We start from the raw sequence: 15206 nt of genomic DNA on the forward strand, positions 1-15206 counted from the left end.
AGGCTGATAACATGGCCGAAGCAAAACTACAGGTATCCGACGAGATCGCGATCACCATTGAGAATATGAACAAATGGTACGGCACGTTCCACGTGTTGCGTGACATTGATCTGACTGTGAACCGTGGCGAACGGATCGTGATTTGTGGGCCGTCAGGCTCTGGCAAGTCTACGCTTATTCGCTGTATCAACGCGCTTGAGGAACACCAACAAGGGCGTATCGAAGTGGACGGCACTGTGTTGTCGTCTGATTTGAAGAACATCGACAAGATCCGCTCTGAAGTGGGTATGTGTTTCCAGCACTTCAATCTTTTCCCACATCTGACGATTTTGGAGAACTGCACGTTGGCTCCGATCTGGGTGCGTAAAACGCCCAAGAAGGAAGCTGAAGAAACGGCGATGCATTTCCTTGAGAAGGTGAAAATTCCGGATCAAGCGAACAAGTATCCCGGGCAGTTGTCTGGTGGTCAGCAGCAGCGTGTGGCGATTGCGAGATCACTTTGCATGAAGCCACGTATCATGTTGTTTGATGAGCCGACATCGGCGCTTGATCCTGAGATGATTAAAGAAGTGCTTGATACGATGATTGAGCTCGCGGAGGAGGGCATGACAATGCTCTGTGTAACGCACGAGATGGGCTTTGCGCGTCAAGTTGCGAACCGTGTTATCTTTATGGATCAGGGCCAGATCGTGGAGCAGAACGAGCCGGAAGCGTTCTTCAACAATCCGCAGTCTGAGCGTACGCAATTGTTCTTGTCCCAGATTTTGGGTCATTAAGCTAATAGTAAGGTGCGTGGTCTCACGCACCTTACGAGATGAAAGGCAGGCCCTCGGGCCTGCTTTTTTTGTGCCTATAGTCGTTTTAAAAGGGGGCGCTGCCCCGTCTCAGGCAAGCTGAGACTCCCCGGGATATTTTTAGAAAAGGGAAGCGGATCAAGAGAGTTCGCGTGGGATTACGAATTGCGCGACTTTGGACGTGTGCCAAGTCAGTTCGCTCCAGTCGTCGATATCACAGTCAAACACAGTCGTTGCACTGGATGGATAGTCGAAAAAGCGTTCATGATTTGGTGCTGTCGTTGCGAGCCGTTCGACGAACTCGCCGATGCCAGGGTTATGGGCGATGACGAGAACAGTATTGCCGTGAGCTTGTTGGACGTATTTTTGCAAAATTTCCGGCGAGCTCATGTAGAGTTCTTTGATCTGCGTGAGCGGGCTATGAAGGTTTAGACCTGCACCTGTTTCCTGCGCGCGTTTTGCGGCGGAACACAGGATTTCATCAGGTGCGAGATTTTGAGAGCGTAGCCAGTCGCCAAGTGTTGCTGCTGCTTTGTATCCGCGCGCGTTGAGCGGGCGGTCAAAGTCATCATAGGGAAAGTCCCAGCTTGATTTGGCGTGGCGCATGACGATCAAGGTTTTGCTCATATGCTACTTTCCCAAAAAGGCGCGCATATGGAAAGCGGATTGTTCTGGCAAGCGACCATATGCGTGAGAGATCGGGCAGGCCCGGCGTGCAGCGCAGCCAAGTGTTCGGCAGGATTTCGTATCAGGGCCAAGGATATGGGTTTTGCAGGCATCAACGTCGTAGCTGGTGTCGCTCAACGCATCGACAGGGCAGGCTGTTTTGCACGGCTTGTCACAAGGGGTGCAAGGCGATGCTGAGCGTGTGGAAAGAGCGTGTTCACCTTTGATTTTGAGCGCGCCGCGATAGGAGGTCATAAGACCTGCACGTTCATGAACCAGCATTCCAATCGGCGCGAGCCAAGCTTGCGCGCTTGCGAGCGCCCAAGAAATGAACGGGGGATAGGGCGGGCCATCGGAGGGAAACGCTGTGTCTGCTTCAAAGGTCTCAGCCAGCTTGCCAATGACCCGTTTTGACCAGCGATCGAGTGGATCAGGTAGCCCATCTGTCAGTTCAGCACTTTGCGAGACATGCGCCCAAAAGCCCGGTTCATGTGGTCCAAGAAGGACAACAGTTTCATCATTTTCAACTACGACACCGAACACATCGAGGTAGTTCAGTCGCGCCGCGTTGCGAATGTCCTCAATCACGGATGAGCGAGCCTGCGCCATGTTCTGTATAAAGCTCGAGCAAGCAGGCGTTTGGCGCGCGACCATCGAGGATCACGACTGCGCGCACGCCACCCTCAATTGCATCTAGCGCGGTTTCCGTTTTCGGGATCATCCCGCCTGCAATGGTGCCATCTTTGGTCAACGCGCGGATTTGTGCCGCGGTTAGTTCGGTGACAACCTCGCCTGAGCTGTCTTTGACACCAGCCACATCGGTCAGCAGCAAGAGGCGATCCGCTTTAAGGCTTGCTGCGATTGCACCTGCAGCTGTGTCACCGTTGACGTTGAACGTTTCGCCATTTCGGCCAGTGCCAAGTGGGGCGATGACGGGAATGACGTTGTCTTTGGCCAAAGCACGCAGAAAATCCGGGTTCATTTCTACAGGCGTTCCCACGAAGCCCAAAGCAGCATCGGTTTGATCACAGACCATCAGGTTTGCGTCTTTGCCTGAAAGGCCAACGGCTTTGCCGCCTTGCGCATTGATCGCCTGTACGATGCGTTTGTTGACGTTACCTGAGAGAACCATTTCAACGACTTCGACAGTGGCGGCATCTGTGACGCGCTTGCCGTTTACGAAATCGGACTTGATATCCAAGCGTTCCAGCATTGCGTTGATCATTGGGCCACCGCCATGCACGATCACTGGATTCACACCGACCTGCTGCATCAAAACGACATCGCGCGCGAAGCTTTCCATGCCGGCATCGCTGCCCATGGCATGACCGCCAAGTTTTATAACGACCGTCGCATCGTCATAGCGCTGTAAATAAGGAAGGGCAGACGAAAGCGTTTGCGCGGTGGCGATCCAATCGCGGTTCATATCTTGTTTCTTCATGTTGGGACCTCTTGCGCCCTTGGTTAGCGTCCGCTTGTCATATGGGCAAGTCAAAGCGGAACAGCGTAAAAAATCGCGGAAATAAATTTTACCAGTTGATAAAAAAATAAAACCCTGCAAACGTGAAAGAAAGTGAAACTCACAGGAGAGATCCATGCCCACGGATATGTTCGCTCAGGGGATCCAGTCAGGTCGCTTAAATGCTGAGCAATACGATGCAAATTTTGCAGATTTACATGCGCCGCTGAATGACCACGAAGCTTTGGTAGCAGCTGATCGTTGTTATTTTTGTCATGATGCACCGTGCATAACAGCCTGTCCGACGGACATTGATATCCCGTTGTTTATTCGCCAAATCGCGACAGGCACCTCGGATGCTGCGGCGAAAACTATTTTGAGCCAAAACATAATGGGCGGCATGTGCGCGCGGGTCTGTCCGACAGAAACCTTGTGCGAAGAGGTCTGTGTGCGCGAAGTCGCGGAGGGCAAGCCTGTTTTGATCGGCCAGCTTCAGCGCTACGCAACGGATGGGTTAATGGCAAAGGAGGTGCATCCCTTTGAGCGTGCATCGCCAACGGGCAAGCGCATTGCGGTTGTTGGGGCCGGGCCGGCTGGACTTGCCTGTGCGCACCGTTTGGCCATGCATGGGCACGATGTGGTGGTTATTGACGCGCGGGCCAAATCGGGCGGACTAAATGAGTTTGGGATCGCCGCATATAAAAGCACCGATGATTTTGCCGCAAAAGAAGTCGACTGGCTTTTGCAGATAGGCGGGATTGAGATTGTTCACGGCAAAGCCCTTGGTCAGGACATGAGCCTCGCCGATCTGCAAAGTGAGTATGATGCGGTGTTTCTCGGCATGGGGCTTGGTGGTGTAAATGGGCTGGGGCTCGAAGGGGATGACAAAGCAGGCATCATGGACGCTGTTGATTTCATTTCTGATCTTCGCCAAGCCAGTGATCTGAGCGGCGTGTCGGTTGGACGCGATGTGGTTGTGATCGGTGGTGGGATGACAGCCGTGGATGCAGCTGTGCAAGCCAAGTTGCTTGGTGCCTTGAACGTGGCGTTGGTCTATCGTCGTTCGCGCGCGCGCATGAATGCGAGCAGATATGAGCAGGACTTGGCGGCTTCTAAGGGCGTTCGGATCATCACCAACGCCTCGCCTTTGGCTGTGCACGGCAATGGCGCGGTGCGTGAAATCGAATTTGAATATACCGATGACGATTTGAAACCCACAGGTCAAAGCGTGCGTTTGGCGGCGGATCACGTATTCAGCGCGATTGGTCAAAGCCTCGTGGGCGATGATTTGCCCGCGCTCGAGGGTCGCAAAATAAAGGTGTCTGAGACTGGAGCAACGTCGGTGAAAGGCGTTTGGGCGGGGGGCGATTGTGCCTCTGGCGGAGATGATTTGACCGTCACGGCCGTGGCTGAAGGGCGCGACGCGGCAATGGATATACACGCAAGCCTCATGGGAGGAGCAAGCTAATGGCGGATCTCACAACTGATTTTCTGGGGATCAAAAGCCCTAATCCGTTTTGGTTGGCGTCTGCGCCCCCAACGGACAAGGAATATAACGTGCGCCGCGCGTTTGAAGCGGGATGGGGCGGCGTCGTTTGGAAGACGCTCGGCTCTGAGGGACCGCCAGTGGTGAATGTAAATGGCCCGCGCTACGGTGCGATTTACGGTGCGGATCGGCGGTTGCTGGGGCTTAATAACATTGAGCTGATTACCGATCGTGACCTGTTCACCAATCTTGAAGAAATCAAACGCGTGAAAGCAGATTATCCGGATCGCGCGGTGATTGTCTCGCTGATGGTGCCTTGTGAGGAAGAGGCGTGGAAAGCGATCCTGCCGCTGGTGGAAGACACAGGAGCGGATGGGATTGAGCTGAACTTTGGGTGTCCACACGGTATGAGCGAGCGCGGCATGGGCGCAGCCGTTGGTCAAGTGCCCGAGTATATCGAAATGGTGACGCGCTGGTGCAAGCAGTATTATTCCAAGCCCGTTATCGTGAAGCTGACGCCCAATATCACAGATGTGCGCAAACCCGCTGCGGCCGCGCATGCTGGCGGTGCAGATGCGGTCAGCCTGATTAATACGATAAATTCAATCACTTCTGTGAACTTGGACAGTATGAGCCCTGAGCCGTCTATTGATGGCAAAGGAACGCACGGCGGCTATTGCGGCCCTGCGGTGAAACCAATCGCGATGAGCATGGTGAGTGAGATTGCGCGCGCTGAAGCAACCCAGGGCCTGCCGATTTCGGGGATTGGCGGCATCACAACTTGGCGCGACGCGGCTGAATTCATGGCGCTTGGGTGCGGCAACGTGCAGGTGTGCACGGCTGCGATGACCTATGGATTTAAGATCGTTCAAGAGATGATTTCAGGCTTGAGCCAATGGATGGATGAGAAAGGTTACACCAATACGTCCGACTTTGTTGGCATGGCTGTGCCAAACACCACAGATTGGCAGTATTTGAACCTGAATTATATCGCGAAGGCGAAGATCAATGAGGATCTGTGTATCTCTTGCGGGCGGTGCTACGCGGCTTGTGAGGATACGTCGCACCAAGCGATTGCAATGTCAGACGAGCGTGTTTTCAGCGTGATTGATGCAGAATGCGTTGCTTGTAATCTATGTGTGAACGTCTGCCCCGTGGAGAATTGCATCACAATGGAGGCGATGCCCGAGGGCGCCGTTGATCCGCGCACAGACCGTGTGGTTGAGCCAGAATACGCCAATTGGACGACACATCCGAATAATCCCGCGGCCACGGCTGCGGAGTAGCGTCACCCGTGTCCGCTGTTCTCCCCAGCGGACTTGAAGACCCCTGCTGGAGTGAGTGACAGCAGGGGTTTTATATTTGAGGTCATAAGGGGGCCAGCCCCCGTCGGCCTTGCCGACTCCCCCGAAGTTTATTTGGAAAAATGAAGCCGTTGTTTAAGCGCCGATTTGTGTGAGAAATGCCGCGCGAAAGTCGATGAGTTCGTCATGGCGGGCTTTTGCGAGGCGTTGGCCTTCATTGGTTTGAAAACCCTCCGCGAGGGTTAATAGCTTGGTTTCAAAGTGATCGAGGGCGTAGGCGCGATCATCAAGAGCACGGTCTGTGGCGCGCGGGTCGTTTGGCTCGTAAAGGGCGCTGCCCATTCGGCCTGCAACGTAAAAGCAGCGCGCAACTCCGATCAAGCCTATTGCGTCCAGACGGTCGGCATCTTGTAAGATTTTCGCCTCAATGCTGAGCGGTGGGATGCCCGCGGAAAAGCTATGCGCTGCAATCGCATGACAGGTTTGATCAATGCGCTTCTTTGCCCATCCAAGCGTTTCAAGATGTGTGCGCGCCGCGTCGCTGGCCAGCGCGGACGCCTTTACGCGATCTGGGCTATTTTTTCGACACTTATGCAATCATGCAGGAGCGTTGCGGCGGCCAGAATTTCTAAGTCACCGTTTTCGACTTGCGAGATGTTTTGCACATTTTTCCAAACTCGCGTGATATGAGCGATATCATGCGCGCCATCTGTCGTCTCTGGAGTAGCAAAGGGCAAAAGCTGAGCCGCAAGCGCGGTGTAGGGGGCGAACAGATCTTCTGTCATTGAAAAAGCGTTTTGGCTGGAGTGTGGTGGCATTTGAACATTGGTTTATTTGGCTTTCAGTGTGCTGAGTGACGTCGCGCATGAACGTATAATTTGACCCCGATAAAAATGGATGTTGGGGACAACAAAAGTCTAGCGAAAAACTGCGATGTTAAAGACGCAAAATCAGGGGGCAATGATCAGAGACTTCTGGGCCGCGGATAACGTCAAACGTTTTAACGGCCTGCATGTCGTTGATCAGCATATAATCGGCAAACCGAGCCGCTTTCTTGTAGTGAGATGTGCGCGTGGTCGGGATGTTGTACGCTGTAACCAGCTCGTGAAACCCGGCGGCGTTTAGAATTTGGAGCGTTTCGCTATTTGGATCGACGTTAAAATCACCGCAGATCACGCTGAGCCCATTTCGGTCAGTTAGTTGTTCGTTCAGCGCAAGCAGGCGATGCGCTTGTGCGGTTCTGTCCGGGGTGTCGTGTTTGCCACTTAGATCGCGCAAACCATGCATGTGCAGGACGCTTATGGGCCTATTTGTGAGTTCATCATAGACGCGCACCCCATGAGCATTGCGCGAGCGGGGATGATCGCCGTAGCCATCGGGCGCGTAGTCTTTATGAACGAACCCTTGGATCTGACCGATGATGGGCAAGGCTTTGTTCACAAAGGTTGCGATGCCGAATTGTGACGGGATTTGTTTGTCGTCATCCCAAAGTATGCCTTGGGCTTGCGGGCAGAAGGTAGCCTGATGATCAGGCAAGGCAGAGCAGACATCGCGAAAGAAATTTGCGCGTTGCGGTAATATGTGAGCAGCGTCGCGATAGGTGAGCCAATCCTTGTTGCTTGCAGGGCTGTGCACAACTTCTTGTAAACACAAGATGTCTGGCGCGGCGTCCTTTAGGTAGGGCAGCAGAGGTTCATGTAGTTTGCCGCCCCATGCGTTGAGGCACATGATCTCCATTTAGCGTTATAGCTCGATCGGAACGAGGACTTCTGGTTCGATCACCCGCGCATTTGGCACAGCGTCTATCATCGGCTGGACGCTTTGTTCGAGCAAAGGGAAAGTGTTGTAATGGCACGGAATGATTGTGCTGAAATTGAAGAAACGTTTGGCGGCGTAGGCTGCGCGCGTCATGTCCATCGTGAAGTGGCCACCTGCGGACAAAATGCCGATGTCTGGCTGATGCAGCGCTTCAAACAGCTCCATGTCCATCATCACATCCGTATCGCCGCTAAAGTAGATCACTTTGCCTTCACCAGCGATCATAAAGCCACTTTCGGTTCCCGCGTAGATCGGGCCGTTTTCTGTGCGATAGGTGCTTGAATGCGCTGCTGTGACCATTGTGACTGCCACTTGACCCAGCTTTACTGTGCCGCCTTTGTTGAACCCGATAATTTTGATTCCCAGCGTTTCTTCGACGTAACCCATGTGATCGTATATTCCGACGGCAGGTATATCGAGCTCTTCGGCAATCTTGAAGGCATCGCCGCAATGATCGGCATGAGCGTGGCTTACCAGAACATGTGTTGCACCAGTGATAGCTTCGGCTCGGCGCTCTTCTGGAAAGACAGGGCACCCCGTGAGCCATGGATCTATAAGAAGGATTTGATCTTCAATCTCGATACGAAAGCCGGAATGTCCGAGCGGAATGATCTTCATGAGATGTGCCTTCTATAATTTACCTTGTATTATAGCTCCAGTTTAGACCAGATCGGCGATAAAGCAACATAACGAAGGAGCTGCGCCGTGCTGAGTAATGCTGATGTTCAAGAGCTGACAGAATTTCGCCGAGAGCTGCATCGATACCCCGAAATTTCACGTCAAGAGGCTGCAACAGCAGCACGGATTGTCACTGAGCTGGAGGCGCTTGTGCCAGATGCGATTCTGCGTGGGCTTGGTGGTCACGGTGTTGCAGCAGTGTTTGAAGGTATAGGCGAAGGGCCCACGGTGCTGTTTCGCGCTGAGCTGGATGCGTTGCCAATCGAGGAAATTTCGACTTTTGACTGGCGCTCGGACGTGCCGGGTAAAGGGCATCTATGCGGCCACGACGGCCATATGTGCTTTTTGCTGGGATTGGGTCGGCGTCTATCGCGAGCGCCTGTCAGTAAGGGGCGTGTCGTGTTGATGTTCCAACCTGCAGAGGAAGATGGCAGCGGCGCACGTGCGGTTGTGGCTGATCCTGCGTTTGCTCAGATCGCGCCACAGTATGCTTTTGCTATTCATAATGAGCCAGGTATTGCGCTTGGACAAGTCGCCACGCGCGCGGGGCTTGTGAATTGCGCGTCGCAAGGCATGGCGATTAAATTGAGTGGCAAAACCGCTCATGCGGCCAATCCTGAGGATGGAACGTCGCCCGCCTTGGCAATATCGGATTTGATACCGCAACTTGACAGCTTGGGTGTGGGCGGTGTGCTTGATGATGCATTCAAATTGGTCACAATCACCCATGTGCGTATTGGCGAGCCAACGTTTGGCATTGCGCCTGGGGACGCGGAAATTTTCATTACCTTGCGCACAGCACAGGATGCGCCCATGGCAGAGCTTGCAAAACAGGCGCAAGAGATGGCGCAAAGGGCGGCGCAGGCGCATGGGCTTAAGGTTTCGTTTGAAACCTGCGATGATTTTGCGGCCTCTATAAATGACGCAGAAGCGGTGCAGATAGCCTGTGCGGCTTTGGCAGATTTAGGGATTGAGGTCAGCGACGGGAATTTGCCGATCCGCGCTTCTGAGGACTTTGGTGTGTTTGGCTGGAAAGCCAAGGCGGCGATGCTTTGTTTGGGGGCAGGGGCAGAGCATGCGGCGCTGCACAACCCCGATTATGATTTTCCTGATGATTTGATACCGCTTGGTGTGAATATTTTTGAGCGGATCGCGCGCGATTTATTGGGCTAGAGCGCGTCGGTCGCTTGCAGCCCTTGGCGCTGGGCGCTAAAGGCTTGGACAACAGCAAACCGGAGACGTCCGTTATGTCGATTGATGAAAAAACTGCCGCACGCGTGGCGAAACTGGCCCGTATTAAGGTCGAAGATGACCAACTCCCTGCCTTGGCGCAGGAGTTCTCAAATATCCTTGGGTTCATTGAGCAACTCAACGAAGTCGATGTTGCGGGTATTGAGCCGATGACGTCTGTGACGCCGCAAAAGCTGTATCGACGCGTCGATGAAGTCACCGATGGTGATCAGCAAGAAAAAGTTCTCAAGAATGCGCCAGACGCGCGCGAAGGGTTTTTCGCAGTTCCAAAGGTGGTTGAATAATGTCTGATCTCACCAAAATGACGCTCGCAGGCGCGCGCGATGCGCTGCGCAAAGGCGAAACGACCTCTGTTGAATTGACCGAGACGCACCTGAAGGCGATTGAGGGCGCAGGCGCGCTCAACGCATTTGTGCACCACACGCCAGAGATTGCATTTGAGCAAGCAAAGGCCGCAGATGCGCGTATTGCAGCGGGCGATGCGCCTGACATGTGCGGTTTGCCGATCGGTATCAAGGATTTGTTCTGCACCAAAGGTGTGCCGTCACAAGCGGCCTCCGCTATTTTGAACGGGTTCAAGCCAGAATATGAAAGCACAGTCAGCCAGAACCTGTTTGATGCAGGTGCGGTTATGCTCGGCAAGCTCAACATGGATGAATTTGCGATGGGCTCGTCCAATGAGACGTCGGTTTATGGCAATGTCGTTAATCCATGGCGTCGCAATGGCGATGATGCAGAGTTGACGCCAGGTGGATCATCCGGTGGTTCCGCGTCCGCGGTTGCTGCTGATCTATGTTTGGCCGCAACAGGTACGGACACAGGCGGCTCTATCCGCCAACCCGCGGCGTTTACGGGCATTACAGGGATCAAGCCAACTTACGGACGTTGCTCACGCTGGGGCACGATTGCATTTGCGTCTTCGCTTGATCAAGCGGGACCGATGACCAAAGACGTGCGTGACGCGGCAATCATGCTAGAAGCGATGTGCTCGTTTGATGCCAAAGACAGCACCAGTGCGAACCTGCCTGTGCCGAATTTTGAGGCGATGCTTACGGGCGATATCAAGGGCAAAACTATTGGTATTCCGAAAGAGTACCGCATGGATGGTATGCCAGACGAGATCGAACAGCTTTGGGCCGATGGCACTGCGATGTTGAAAGATGCGGGCGCGAAGATTGTTGATATCTCTTTGCCACATACGAAATATGCGCTGCCTGCTTACTATGTGATTGCGCCTGCGGAAGCATCGTCCAACCTCGCGCGATATGATGGTGTGCGATATGGCCACCGTGCAACGCTGGATGCGGGTGATGGTATCACAGAGATGTACGAAAAGACCCGCGCCGAAGGGTTTGGCTCCGAAGTGCAGCGCCGCGTGATGATTGGAACTTACGTGCTGAGCGCCGGTTTTTATGATGCGTATTACAACCGTGCACGCCGCGTGCGTGCGCTGATCAAGAAAGACTTTGATGATGTGTTCGCGACGGGCGTTGATGCGATCCTGACGCCTGCGACGCCAAGTGCTGCCTTTGGGCTCGGCGAAATGAAGGATGCAGATCCGGTCCAGATGTATCTTAACGACGTCTTTACCGTGACGGTGAACCTTGCGGGCTTGCCCGGTGTTGCTGTGCCTGCAGGCGTAGACGCACAAGGTTTGCCTTTGGCGCTGCAACTGATTGGTAAGCCGTGGGAAGAGGGCGATCTGCTAAATACCGCCTATGCGCTAGAGCAAGCTGCGGGTTTTGTAGCAAAACCGAACAAATGGTGGTAAACGCCCCCAAAAGTCACTCGAGGCATATCTAAGATGAAGCGGTTTTTCCTTCCGACAGTCGCGCTGGGCGCTCTTGTTGCGCTGAGCGCGTGTAGCCCCACAATCCCTGACAGTGGCGCGGGTGTTGGTTTTGGTGATTACAACGAATTTGAACAAGCGCAAGCCGCGCGCGATGCTGCTTTGAGCGGCGGTGGGGCTTTGCCGCCGCCACAAGCGGTGAGCTCTGAAACGCTCGCGCCCGCTGCGGCCTCTGGCATCGCGCAAGCGACGACAGCGCCAGCAGGTGCAAGCGATGTAGTAAATGCAAGCCCGGCCAACGCGGCACCGGTGCTGCGCGCAGGCGGAATCAGTGCCGAGAATGATTTCAATGCGGTCTCTGGCCAACGCTCTATCGAGGGTGACGCCGCTAAGCGCGCGCAAAACCAGCAGCAATATCAAGTGATCCAGCCGACGGCATTGCCGACGCGTCAGGGCAATGCGGGCCCAAATATCGTGGCCTTCGCACTCGCCGCAAAGAACGCCAAGGGCCAACGCGTATATCGCCGTAACAGCTTCAATGCTGAGCGCAAATATCAGCGTGCGTGCTCTGGCTTTGCCTCGCAAGATCAGGCGCAGCAACAGTTTCTGGCCGCTGGTGGTCCGATGAAAGATCGCAGCGGCATGGACCCTGATGGCGACGGTTTCGCCTGTGCATGGGATCCGGCCCCCTTTCGCAACGCTGTGAACGGCTGATCCTTTGAAGGGCGCGCAAATTGTGCAGCGCCCATCGCCTAATTTTGGGCCGCGCAAAGCTGGCATTCTAAAGCCTGATATGGTGGTGCTGCACTACACGGCGATGCATAGCGCTGAGGATGCGATTTGCACGCTGTGTGACCCAGAAAAAGAAGTGTCCGCGCATTATCTTATCGCTCGCGATGGTGTTGTGACGCAGATGGTGGATGAACGCGCGCGCGCTTGGCATGCAGGGGCAGGGCGTTGGGCTGGGTGTGATGATATCAACTCGCGCTCCATCGGAATTGAGCTGGATAACGACGGGTTTTCGCCGTTCTCTGCCGCTTTGATGGATGCTTTGGAAGAGTTGCTAGGTGGGATTTTGCAGCGCTGGGATATTCCCGCGCATCATGTGATCGCGCATTCTGATTTGGCCCCTTTGCGCAAATGTGATCCGGGCGCGCGGTTTGATTGGCATCGCTTGGCGCTTGAGGGGCTGTCTGTGTGGCCCTCTGCTGCTGGGGAACGGCCATTGCCCGAAAGTTTAGAGGCACTGGGCTATGAGTTGTCTGAGTTCGGTGTTGAGGCTTGTTTGAACGCGTTTCGCTTACGTTTTGCCCCTTGGCGCAGTGGGGCGGAATGCAAAGAAGATCGGTGTGACTCGGCCTCCTTGGCTGCACGATTCGCAGTTGACCCATGGGTGGCCAACAGCTAGGCGAGCGTTGCGTACGGAAGGCTGGATGGCTGCGGTTCTTAATTGGATCGAGGAAAGTCCGGACTCCATGAAGCAACGGTGCCGGGTAACGCCCGGCCAGGGTAACCTGAGGGATAGCGCCACAGAGAAGAAACCGCCTATGTTTCTGCACAGGTAAGGGTGAAACGGTGCGGTAAGAGCGCACCGCGGGACGGGTAACCGGACCGGCACGGCAAGCCCCACCGGGAGCAATGCCAAATAGGGATGCTGCGCGCGTGTGATCGAGCAATCGATATCCGGGCAGGGACGCTTTAGCCTGAGGCATCCGGGTTGGCAGCTAGAGGCGCTGGGGTAATCCAGCGCTGAGATGAATGGTCATCTATTTGCGCGTCGAGAGCCGCGCATTGGACAAAATCCGGCTTATAGGCCCTCCGTACGCAAATTTTTTTCAGGTTTGGTTTTTCTGGTGAACGAGGACAGAGCCGAGGTCGTCTTGTCCATTCTTTGAAAGTTGGCTGTTCGGAGAAACCGGACTTATGCAGATGCAGCTATTACTTGCGCAGCAATTGGTCGCGTTCGCTGCACAAAATCTTAAGCGGCGTAACGATTTTCACCAAACCGGTTATTGGATCAAGGAGAAGCGACTGGGCTCTAAACTGACCATTCGCTGGGGCTTGCCACTCCGATCAATCGTACATCGTCTAGTATTTTGGCTGGAAAGTACCTTGAAATGGTATTAAAAACCGACGCACCAATCGCAATCATTGTTCGCATATGTAGCGCAAATAATTTGGCGCTCATTTTTTTGCAAAACACCGCTTTCTCAATAGCCTTTATTTACGGCTTGGATCGCTGGACAAGGGCAATACCAACTTGATTGACGTACCTGCTACGCAGTCGAGGATTTCTAGACGTCCTCCGTGGTTTGTCATCACTCTTGCCGCGATGGGCAGACCCAATCCGCTGCCGGGGCCACCGCCCGCTTGACCAAATCGACTGATGGCTTGCACATGCCGATCAGCAGGAATGCCGATCCCGTTGTCGGTGATCGTTAGTGCTGCGTTGTAGACCTGGATCGAAAGTTCCACATTGATTTTCGACAGCGTATTACCGCCATGAATGATCGCGTTCATCAGCAGGTTGAGCAGTGCTTCGTGCAGCATCGTACCGTCCCCTTTAATCGTCACTTTTTGAACAGGTAAATCGCAGCTTAAAGCGATGGACTGGCCCAAATGCTGCGCCGTGAATGAATCGCAAACCTCTTGGACAAGCGCCTTGAGATCGAGCACCTTACCAGAGGCGGCAATATCCGCGCCGCTCGCGCGCTCGAAGGAGAGTAGCCTGTTGGTTAAATCGCTGGCCTCGCGCGCGGCGAAGACCAGTTCTGTGCTGCGCGCTGTTGCGGCTTTTGCATTTGGCGCACTTTGAACCGCTTCGGCGAGGGCGAGAACGCCTGCCATTGGGTTTCTAAGCTGATGGGCGGCATTCGAAATAAACTCATCCTTGGAGCTGATGCGCCGCGAAACGCGATCGAGCAATTGGTTCAAGGTTCTTACAAGACCTTGCGCCTCAACGGGAACAGCGCGGCGGATGGGTTCAAGCTCGCTCGGGGTGCGTTTGGCAATCGCTTGTTCTAGGTCGAGCAAGGGGCGCAGGCCCAGCCCAACACCAAACCAAACGATCACGGCGACGCTGATCACCAGCAAGCCAATCACCGAAAAAGAGCGTGTCAGTACGTCGCGGACAAAACTGCTGCGCACGCTGGCGCTCTGCCAAACGGTGATGTTGAACACGCCGGCAACACCGCTAACGACGGTAACATCTTGAAAACGAAGCACTCTAACCTTCGCGCCTTGATAGTTTCCATCGTAATAGAACGGATCGACAAAATCCTTCGGCGCTCCCTGCGGCAGCACGGGGGGGGTTGAGTAGCCTGTCACAAAAACTCCGTCCGGTGCAAAGACGTGATAGAACAAGGTGCCGCCTGAAGTGTCATTGACCAAGCGCCGCGTTGAGGGGCTGATGGCGTCGCCGTCAGACACGGCAACATCGCGCGAGATCGCAAGGGCGGCAGAGAGCAAACCACGGTCAAAGATGTTTTCTGCCCGCGTTGTGGTTGTGCGAAATTGCCAAGCGGCAGCAATTAAAGAGAGCATGAGGAGCGGCGTGAGAATAATCACAATCAACCGCATTCGGAGCGAATTTGGCCTCATGTTTCGCTCGCATCTTGCATTTGATAACCAAGCCCGCGCCGCGTGCGAATATTGATTCCATAGGGAGAAAGACGACGGCGTAGGCGAGAGACATAGACCTCGACCACCGCGTCCTCTGTGTCGGTCCCGACGCCATAGACATGATCTAGAATAGTGGATTTTGAAACGAGCCGACCATCAGCAGCAAGCAAGCATTCAAAGACTGACATCTCGCGTCGAGGTAAATCAATCTCGCTGGCACCGTCGAACAGCTGTCGTGCGCTTTCATTATAGTTCAACGCGCCAATGGCTTTGTTGCACAAATCGGGCACTGTAGGATTCACTGTGTGAATCCAGCGTGATAGCTCGCGGACATGAGCAG

Annotated in this window: 17 protein-coding genes and 1 other RNA gene; 9 read left to right on the forward strand and 9 right to left on the reverse strand. The window is 54.4% G+C overall.

All coding sequences use genetic code 11. The features are described from left to right. Positions 1-11 precede the first annotated feature (11 nt). The gene (locus ACTG3Z_RS14685) at positions 12-776 is read left to right on the forward strand and encodes an amino acid ABC transporter ATP-binding protein (protein WP_439143794.1); all 765 of its coding nucleotides are present in this window, start codon (positions 12-14) and stop codon (positions 774-776) included. A gap of 156 nt (positions 777-932) precedes the next feature. Here the strand turns inward: ACTG3Z_RS14685 and ACTG3Z_RS14690 are convergent, their stop codons facing one another. The 3 genes from ACTG3Z_RS14690 to argB are packed head-to-tail and all read right to left on the reverse strand — an operon-like array spanning position 933 to position 2901. Continuing rightward, on the reverse strand, positions 933-1421 hold the full coding sequence (locus tag ACTG3Z_RS14690) for a SixA phosphatase family protein (RefSeq protein WP_439143795.1): 489 nt from the start codon (positions 1419-1421) through the stop codon (positions 933-935). A 3-nt stretch (positions 1422-1424) separates the two neighbouring features. Then, positions 1425-2069, reverse strand: a complete 645-nt coding sequence (locus ACTG3Z_RS14695; protein ID WP_439143796.1) for a ferredoxin — start codon at positions 2067-2069, stop codon at positions 1425-1427. Next, positions 2041-2901 (reverse strand): acetylglutamate kinase, encoded by an 861-nt coding sequence (gene argB, locus ACTG3Z_RS14700; RefSeq protein WP_439143797.1) that lies wholly within the window; start codon positions 2899-2901, stop codon positions 2041-2043. Before argB ends, ACTG3Z_RS14695 begins: the two co-directional genes overlap by 29 nt. A 154-nt stretch (positions 2902-3055) precedes the next feature. Here argB and ACTG3Z_RS14705 point away from each other — a divergent pair, with 154 nt between their 5' ends. Further along, positions 3056-4387, forward strand: a complete 1332-nt coding sequence (locus ACTG3Z_RS14705) for an NAD(P)-dependent oxidoreductase (RefSeq protein ID WP_439143798.1) — start codon at positions 3056-3058, stop codon at positions 4385-4387. Next, a complete protein-coding gene (preA, locus tag ACTG3Z_RS14710) occupies positions 4387-5691 on the forward strand; it encodes an NAD-dependent dihydropyrimidine dehydrogenase subunit PreA (RefSeq protein ID WP_439143799.1) in 1305 nt (434 codons plus the stop codon). The genes ACTG3Z_RS14705 and preA overlap by 1 nt, the downstream gene beginning before the upstream one ends. A gap of 153 nt (positions 5692-5844) precedes the next feature. Here the strand turns inward: preA and ACTG3Z_RS14715 are convergent, their stop codons facing one another. From ACTG3Z_RS14715 to ACTG3Z_RS14730, 4 genes are all read right to left on the reverse strand, one after another. Continuing rightward, complete coding sequence (locus tag ACTG3Z_RS14715) at positions 5845-6306, reverse strand: hypothetical protein (RefSeq protein ID WP_439143800.1); 462 nt, start codon at positions 6304-6306, stop codon at positions 5845-5847. Continuing rightward, positions 6270-6494, reverse strand: coding sequence for a hypothetical protein (locus tag ACTG3Z_RS14720; RefSeq protein ID WP_439143801.1), 225 nt, complete (start codon positions 6492-6494; stop codon positions 6270-6272). The genes ACTG3Z_RS14715 and ACTG3Z_RS14720 overlap by 37 nt, the downstream gene beginning before the upstream one ends. A 151-nt stretch (positions 6495-6645) precedes the next feature. Beyond that, complete coding sequence (locus tag ACTG3Z_RS14725; protein ID WP_439143802.1) at positions 6646-7437, reverse strand: endonuclease/exonuclease/phosphatase family protein; 792 nt, start codon at positions 7435-7437, stop codon at positions 6646-6648. A gap of 15 nt (positions 7438-7452) precedes the next feature. Next, entirely contained in the window at positions 7453-8145 is a 693-nt protein-coding gene (locus tag ACTG3Z_RS14730) for a metal-dependent hydrolase (RefSeq protein ID WP_375266490.1), read from the reverse strand. Positions 8146-8232: 87 nt separating this feature from the next. Here ACTG3Z_RS14730 and ACTG3Z_RS14735 point away from each other — a divergent pair, with 87 nt between their 5' ends. From ACTG3Z_RS14735 to rnpB, 6 genes are all read left to right on the forward strand, one after another. After that, complete coding sequence (locus ACTG3Z_RS14735; protein WP_439143803.1) at positions 8233-9378, forward strand: amidohydrolase; 1146 nt, start codon at positions 8233-8235, stop codon at positions 9376-9378. 74 nt (positions 9379-9452) lie between these two features. Continuing rightward, on the forward strand, positions 9453-9740 hold the full coding sequence (gatC, locus tag ACTG3Z_RS14740) for an Asp-tRNA(Asn)/Glu-tRNA(Gln) amidotransferase subunit GatC (RefSeq protein ID WP_439143809.1): 288 nt from the start codon (positions 9453-9455) through the stop codon (positions 9738-9740). After that, positions 9740-11227 carry an Asp-tRNA(Asn)/Glu-tRNA(Gln) amidotransferase subunit GatA gene (gene gatA, locus ACTG3Z_RS14745; RefSeq protein WP_439143804.1) on the forward strand — a complete coding sequence of 496 codons (1488 nt, stop codon included), beginning with the start codon at positions 9740-9742 and terminating at the stop codon, positions 11225-11227. Before gatC ends, gatA begins: the two co-directional genes overlap by 1 nt. Before the next feature lie 33 nt (positions 11228-11260). Then, the gene (locus tag ACTG3Z_RS14750; RefSeq protein ID WP_439143805.1) at positions 11261-11959 is read left to right on the forward strand and encodes a hypothetical protein; all 699 of its coding nucleotides are present in this window, start codon (positions 11261-11263) and stop codon (positions 11957-11959) included. A gap of 79 nt (positions 11960-12038) precedes the next feature. After that, entirely contained in the window at positions 12039-12653 is a 615-nt protein-coding gene (locus ACTG3Z_RS14755) for an N-acetylmuramoyl-L-alanine amidase (RefSeq protein ID WP_439143810.1), read from the forward strand. A 13-nt stretch (positions 12654-12666) separates the two neighbouring features. Then, positions 12667-13071, forward strand: an RNA gene (rnpB, locus tag ACTG3Z_RS14760) — RNase P RNA component class A. Positions 13072-13465: 394 nt separating this feature from the next. Here rnpB and ACTG3Z_RS14765 read toward each other — a convergent pair. Both ACTG3Z_RS14765 and ACTG3Z_RS14770 read right to left on the reverse strand, forming a co-directional pair. Beyond that, positions 13466-14824, reverse strand: coding sequence for a sensor histidine kinase (locus ACTG3Z_RS14765; RefSeq protein ID WP_439143806.1), 1359 nt, complete (start codon positions 14822-14824; stop codon positions 13466-13468). 17 nt (positions 14825-14841) lie between these two features. Next, positions 14842-15206: winged helix-turn-helix domain-containing protein (locus tag ACTG3Z_RS14770; protein ID WP_439143807.1), on the reverse strand; the 365-nt coding region annotated here is incomplete at its 5' end.

Origin of the sequence: Planktotalea sp., from assembly GCF_965659345.1 — a bacterium.
Taxonomy (GTDB): domain Bacteria; phylum Pseudomonadota; class Alphaproteobacteria; order Rhodobacterales; family Rhodobacteraceae; genus Planktotalea.

Bases quoted from the DNA above. Each gene is read 5' to 3' on its own strand.
- ACTG3Z_RS14685 (WP_439143794.1), top strand. From the start codon at position 12: ATGGCCGAAGCAAAACTACAGGTATCCGACGAGATCGCGATCACCATT.
- ACTG3Z_RS14690 (WP_439143795.1), bottom strand. From the start codon at position 1,421: ATGAGCAAAACCTTGATCGTCATGCGCCACGCCAAATCAAGCTGGGAC.
- ACTG3Z_RS14695 (WP_439143796.1), bottom strand. From the start codon at position 2,069: ATGGCGCAGGCTCGCTCATCCGTGATTGAGGACATTCGCAACGCGGCG.
- argB (WP_439143797.1), bottom strand. From the start codon at position 2,901: ATGAAGAAACAAGATATGAACCGCGATTGGATCGCCACCGCGCAAACG.
- ACTG3Z_RS14705 (WP_439143798.1), top strand. From the start codon at position 3,056: ATGCCCACGGATATGTTCGCTCAGGGGATCCAGTCAGGTCGCTTAAAT.
- preA (WP_439143799.1), top strand. From the start codon at position 4,387: ATGGCGGATCTCACAACTGATTTTCTGGGGATCAAAAGCCCTAATCCG.
- ACTG3Z_RS14720 (WP_439143801.1), bottom strand. From the start codon at position 6,494: ATGACAGAAGATCTGTTCGCCCCCTACACCGCGCTTGCGGCTCAGCTT.
- ACTG3Z_RS14725 (WP_439143802.1), bottom strand. From the start codon at position 7,437: ATGTGCCTCAACGCATGGGGCGGCAAACTACATGAACCTCTGCTGCCC.
- ACTG3Z_RS14730 (WP_375266490.1), bottom strand. From the start codon at position 8,145: ATGAAGATCATTCCGCTCGGACATTCCGGCTTTCGTATCGAGATTGAA.
- gatC (WP_439143809.1), top strand. From the start codon at position 9,453: ATGTCGATTGATGAAAAAACTGCCGCACGCGTGGCGAAACTGGCCCGT.
- gatA (WP_439143804.1), top strand. From the start codon at position 9,740: ATGTCTGATCTCACCAAAATGACGCTCGCAGGCGCGCGCGATGCGCTG.
- ACTG3Z_RS14750 (WP_439143805.1), top strand. From the start codon at position 11,261: ATGAAGCGGTTTTTCCTTCCGACAGTCGCGCTGGGCGCTCTTGTTGCG.
- ACTG3Z_RS14755 (WP_439143810.1), top strand. From the start codon at position 12,039: ATGGTGGTGCTGCACTACACGGCGATGCATAGCGCTGAGGATGCGATT.
- ACTG3Z_RS14765 (WP_439143806.1), bottom strand. From the start codon at position 14,824: ATGCGGTTGATTGTGATTATTCTCACGCCGCTCCTCATGCTCTCTTTA.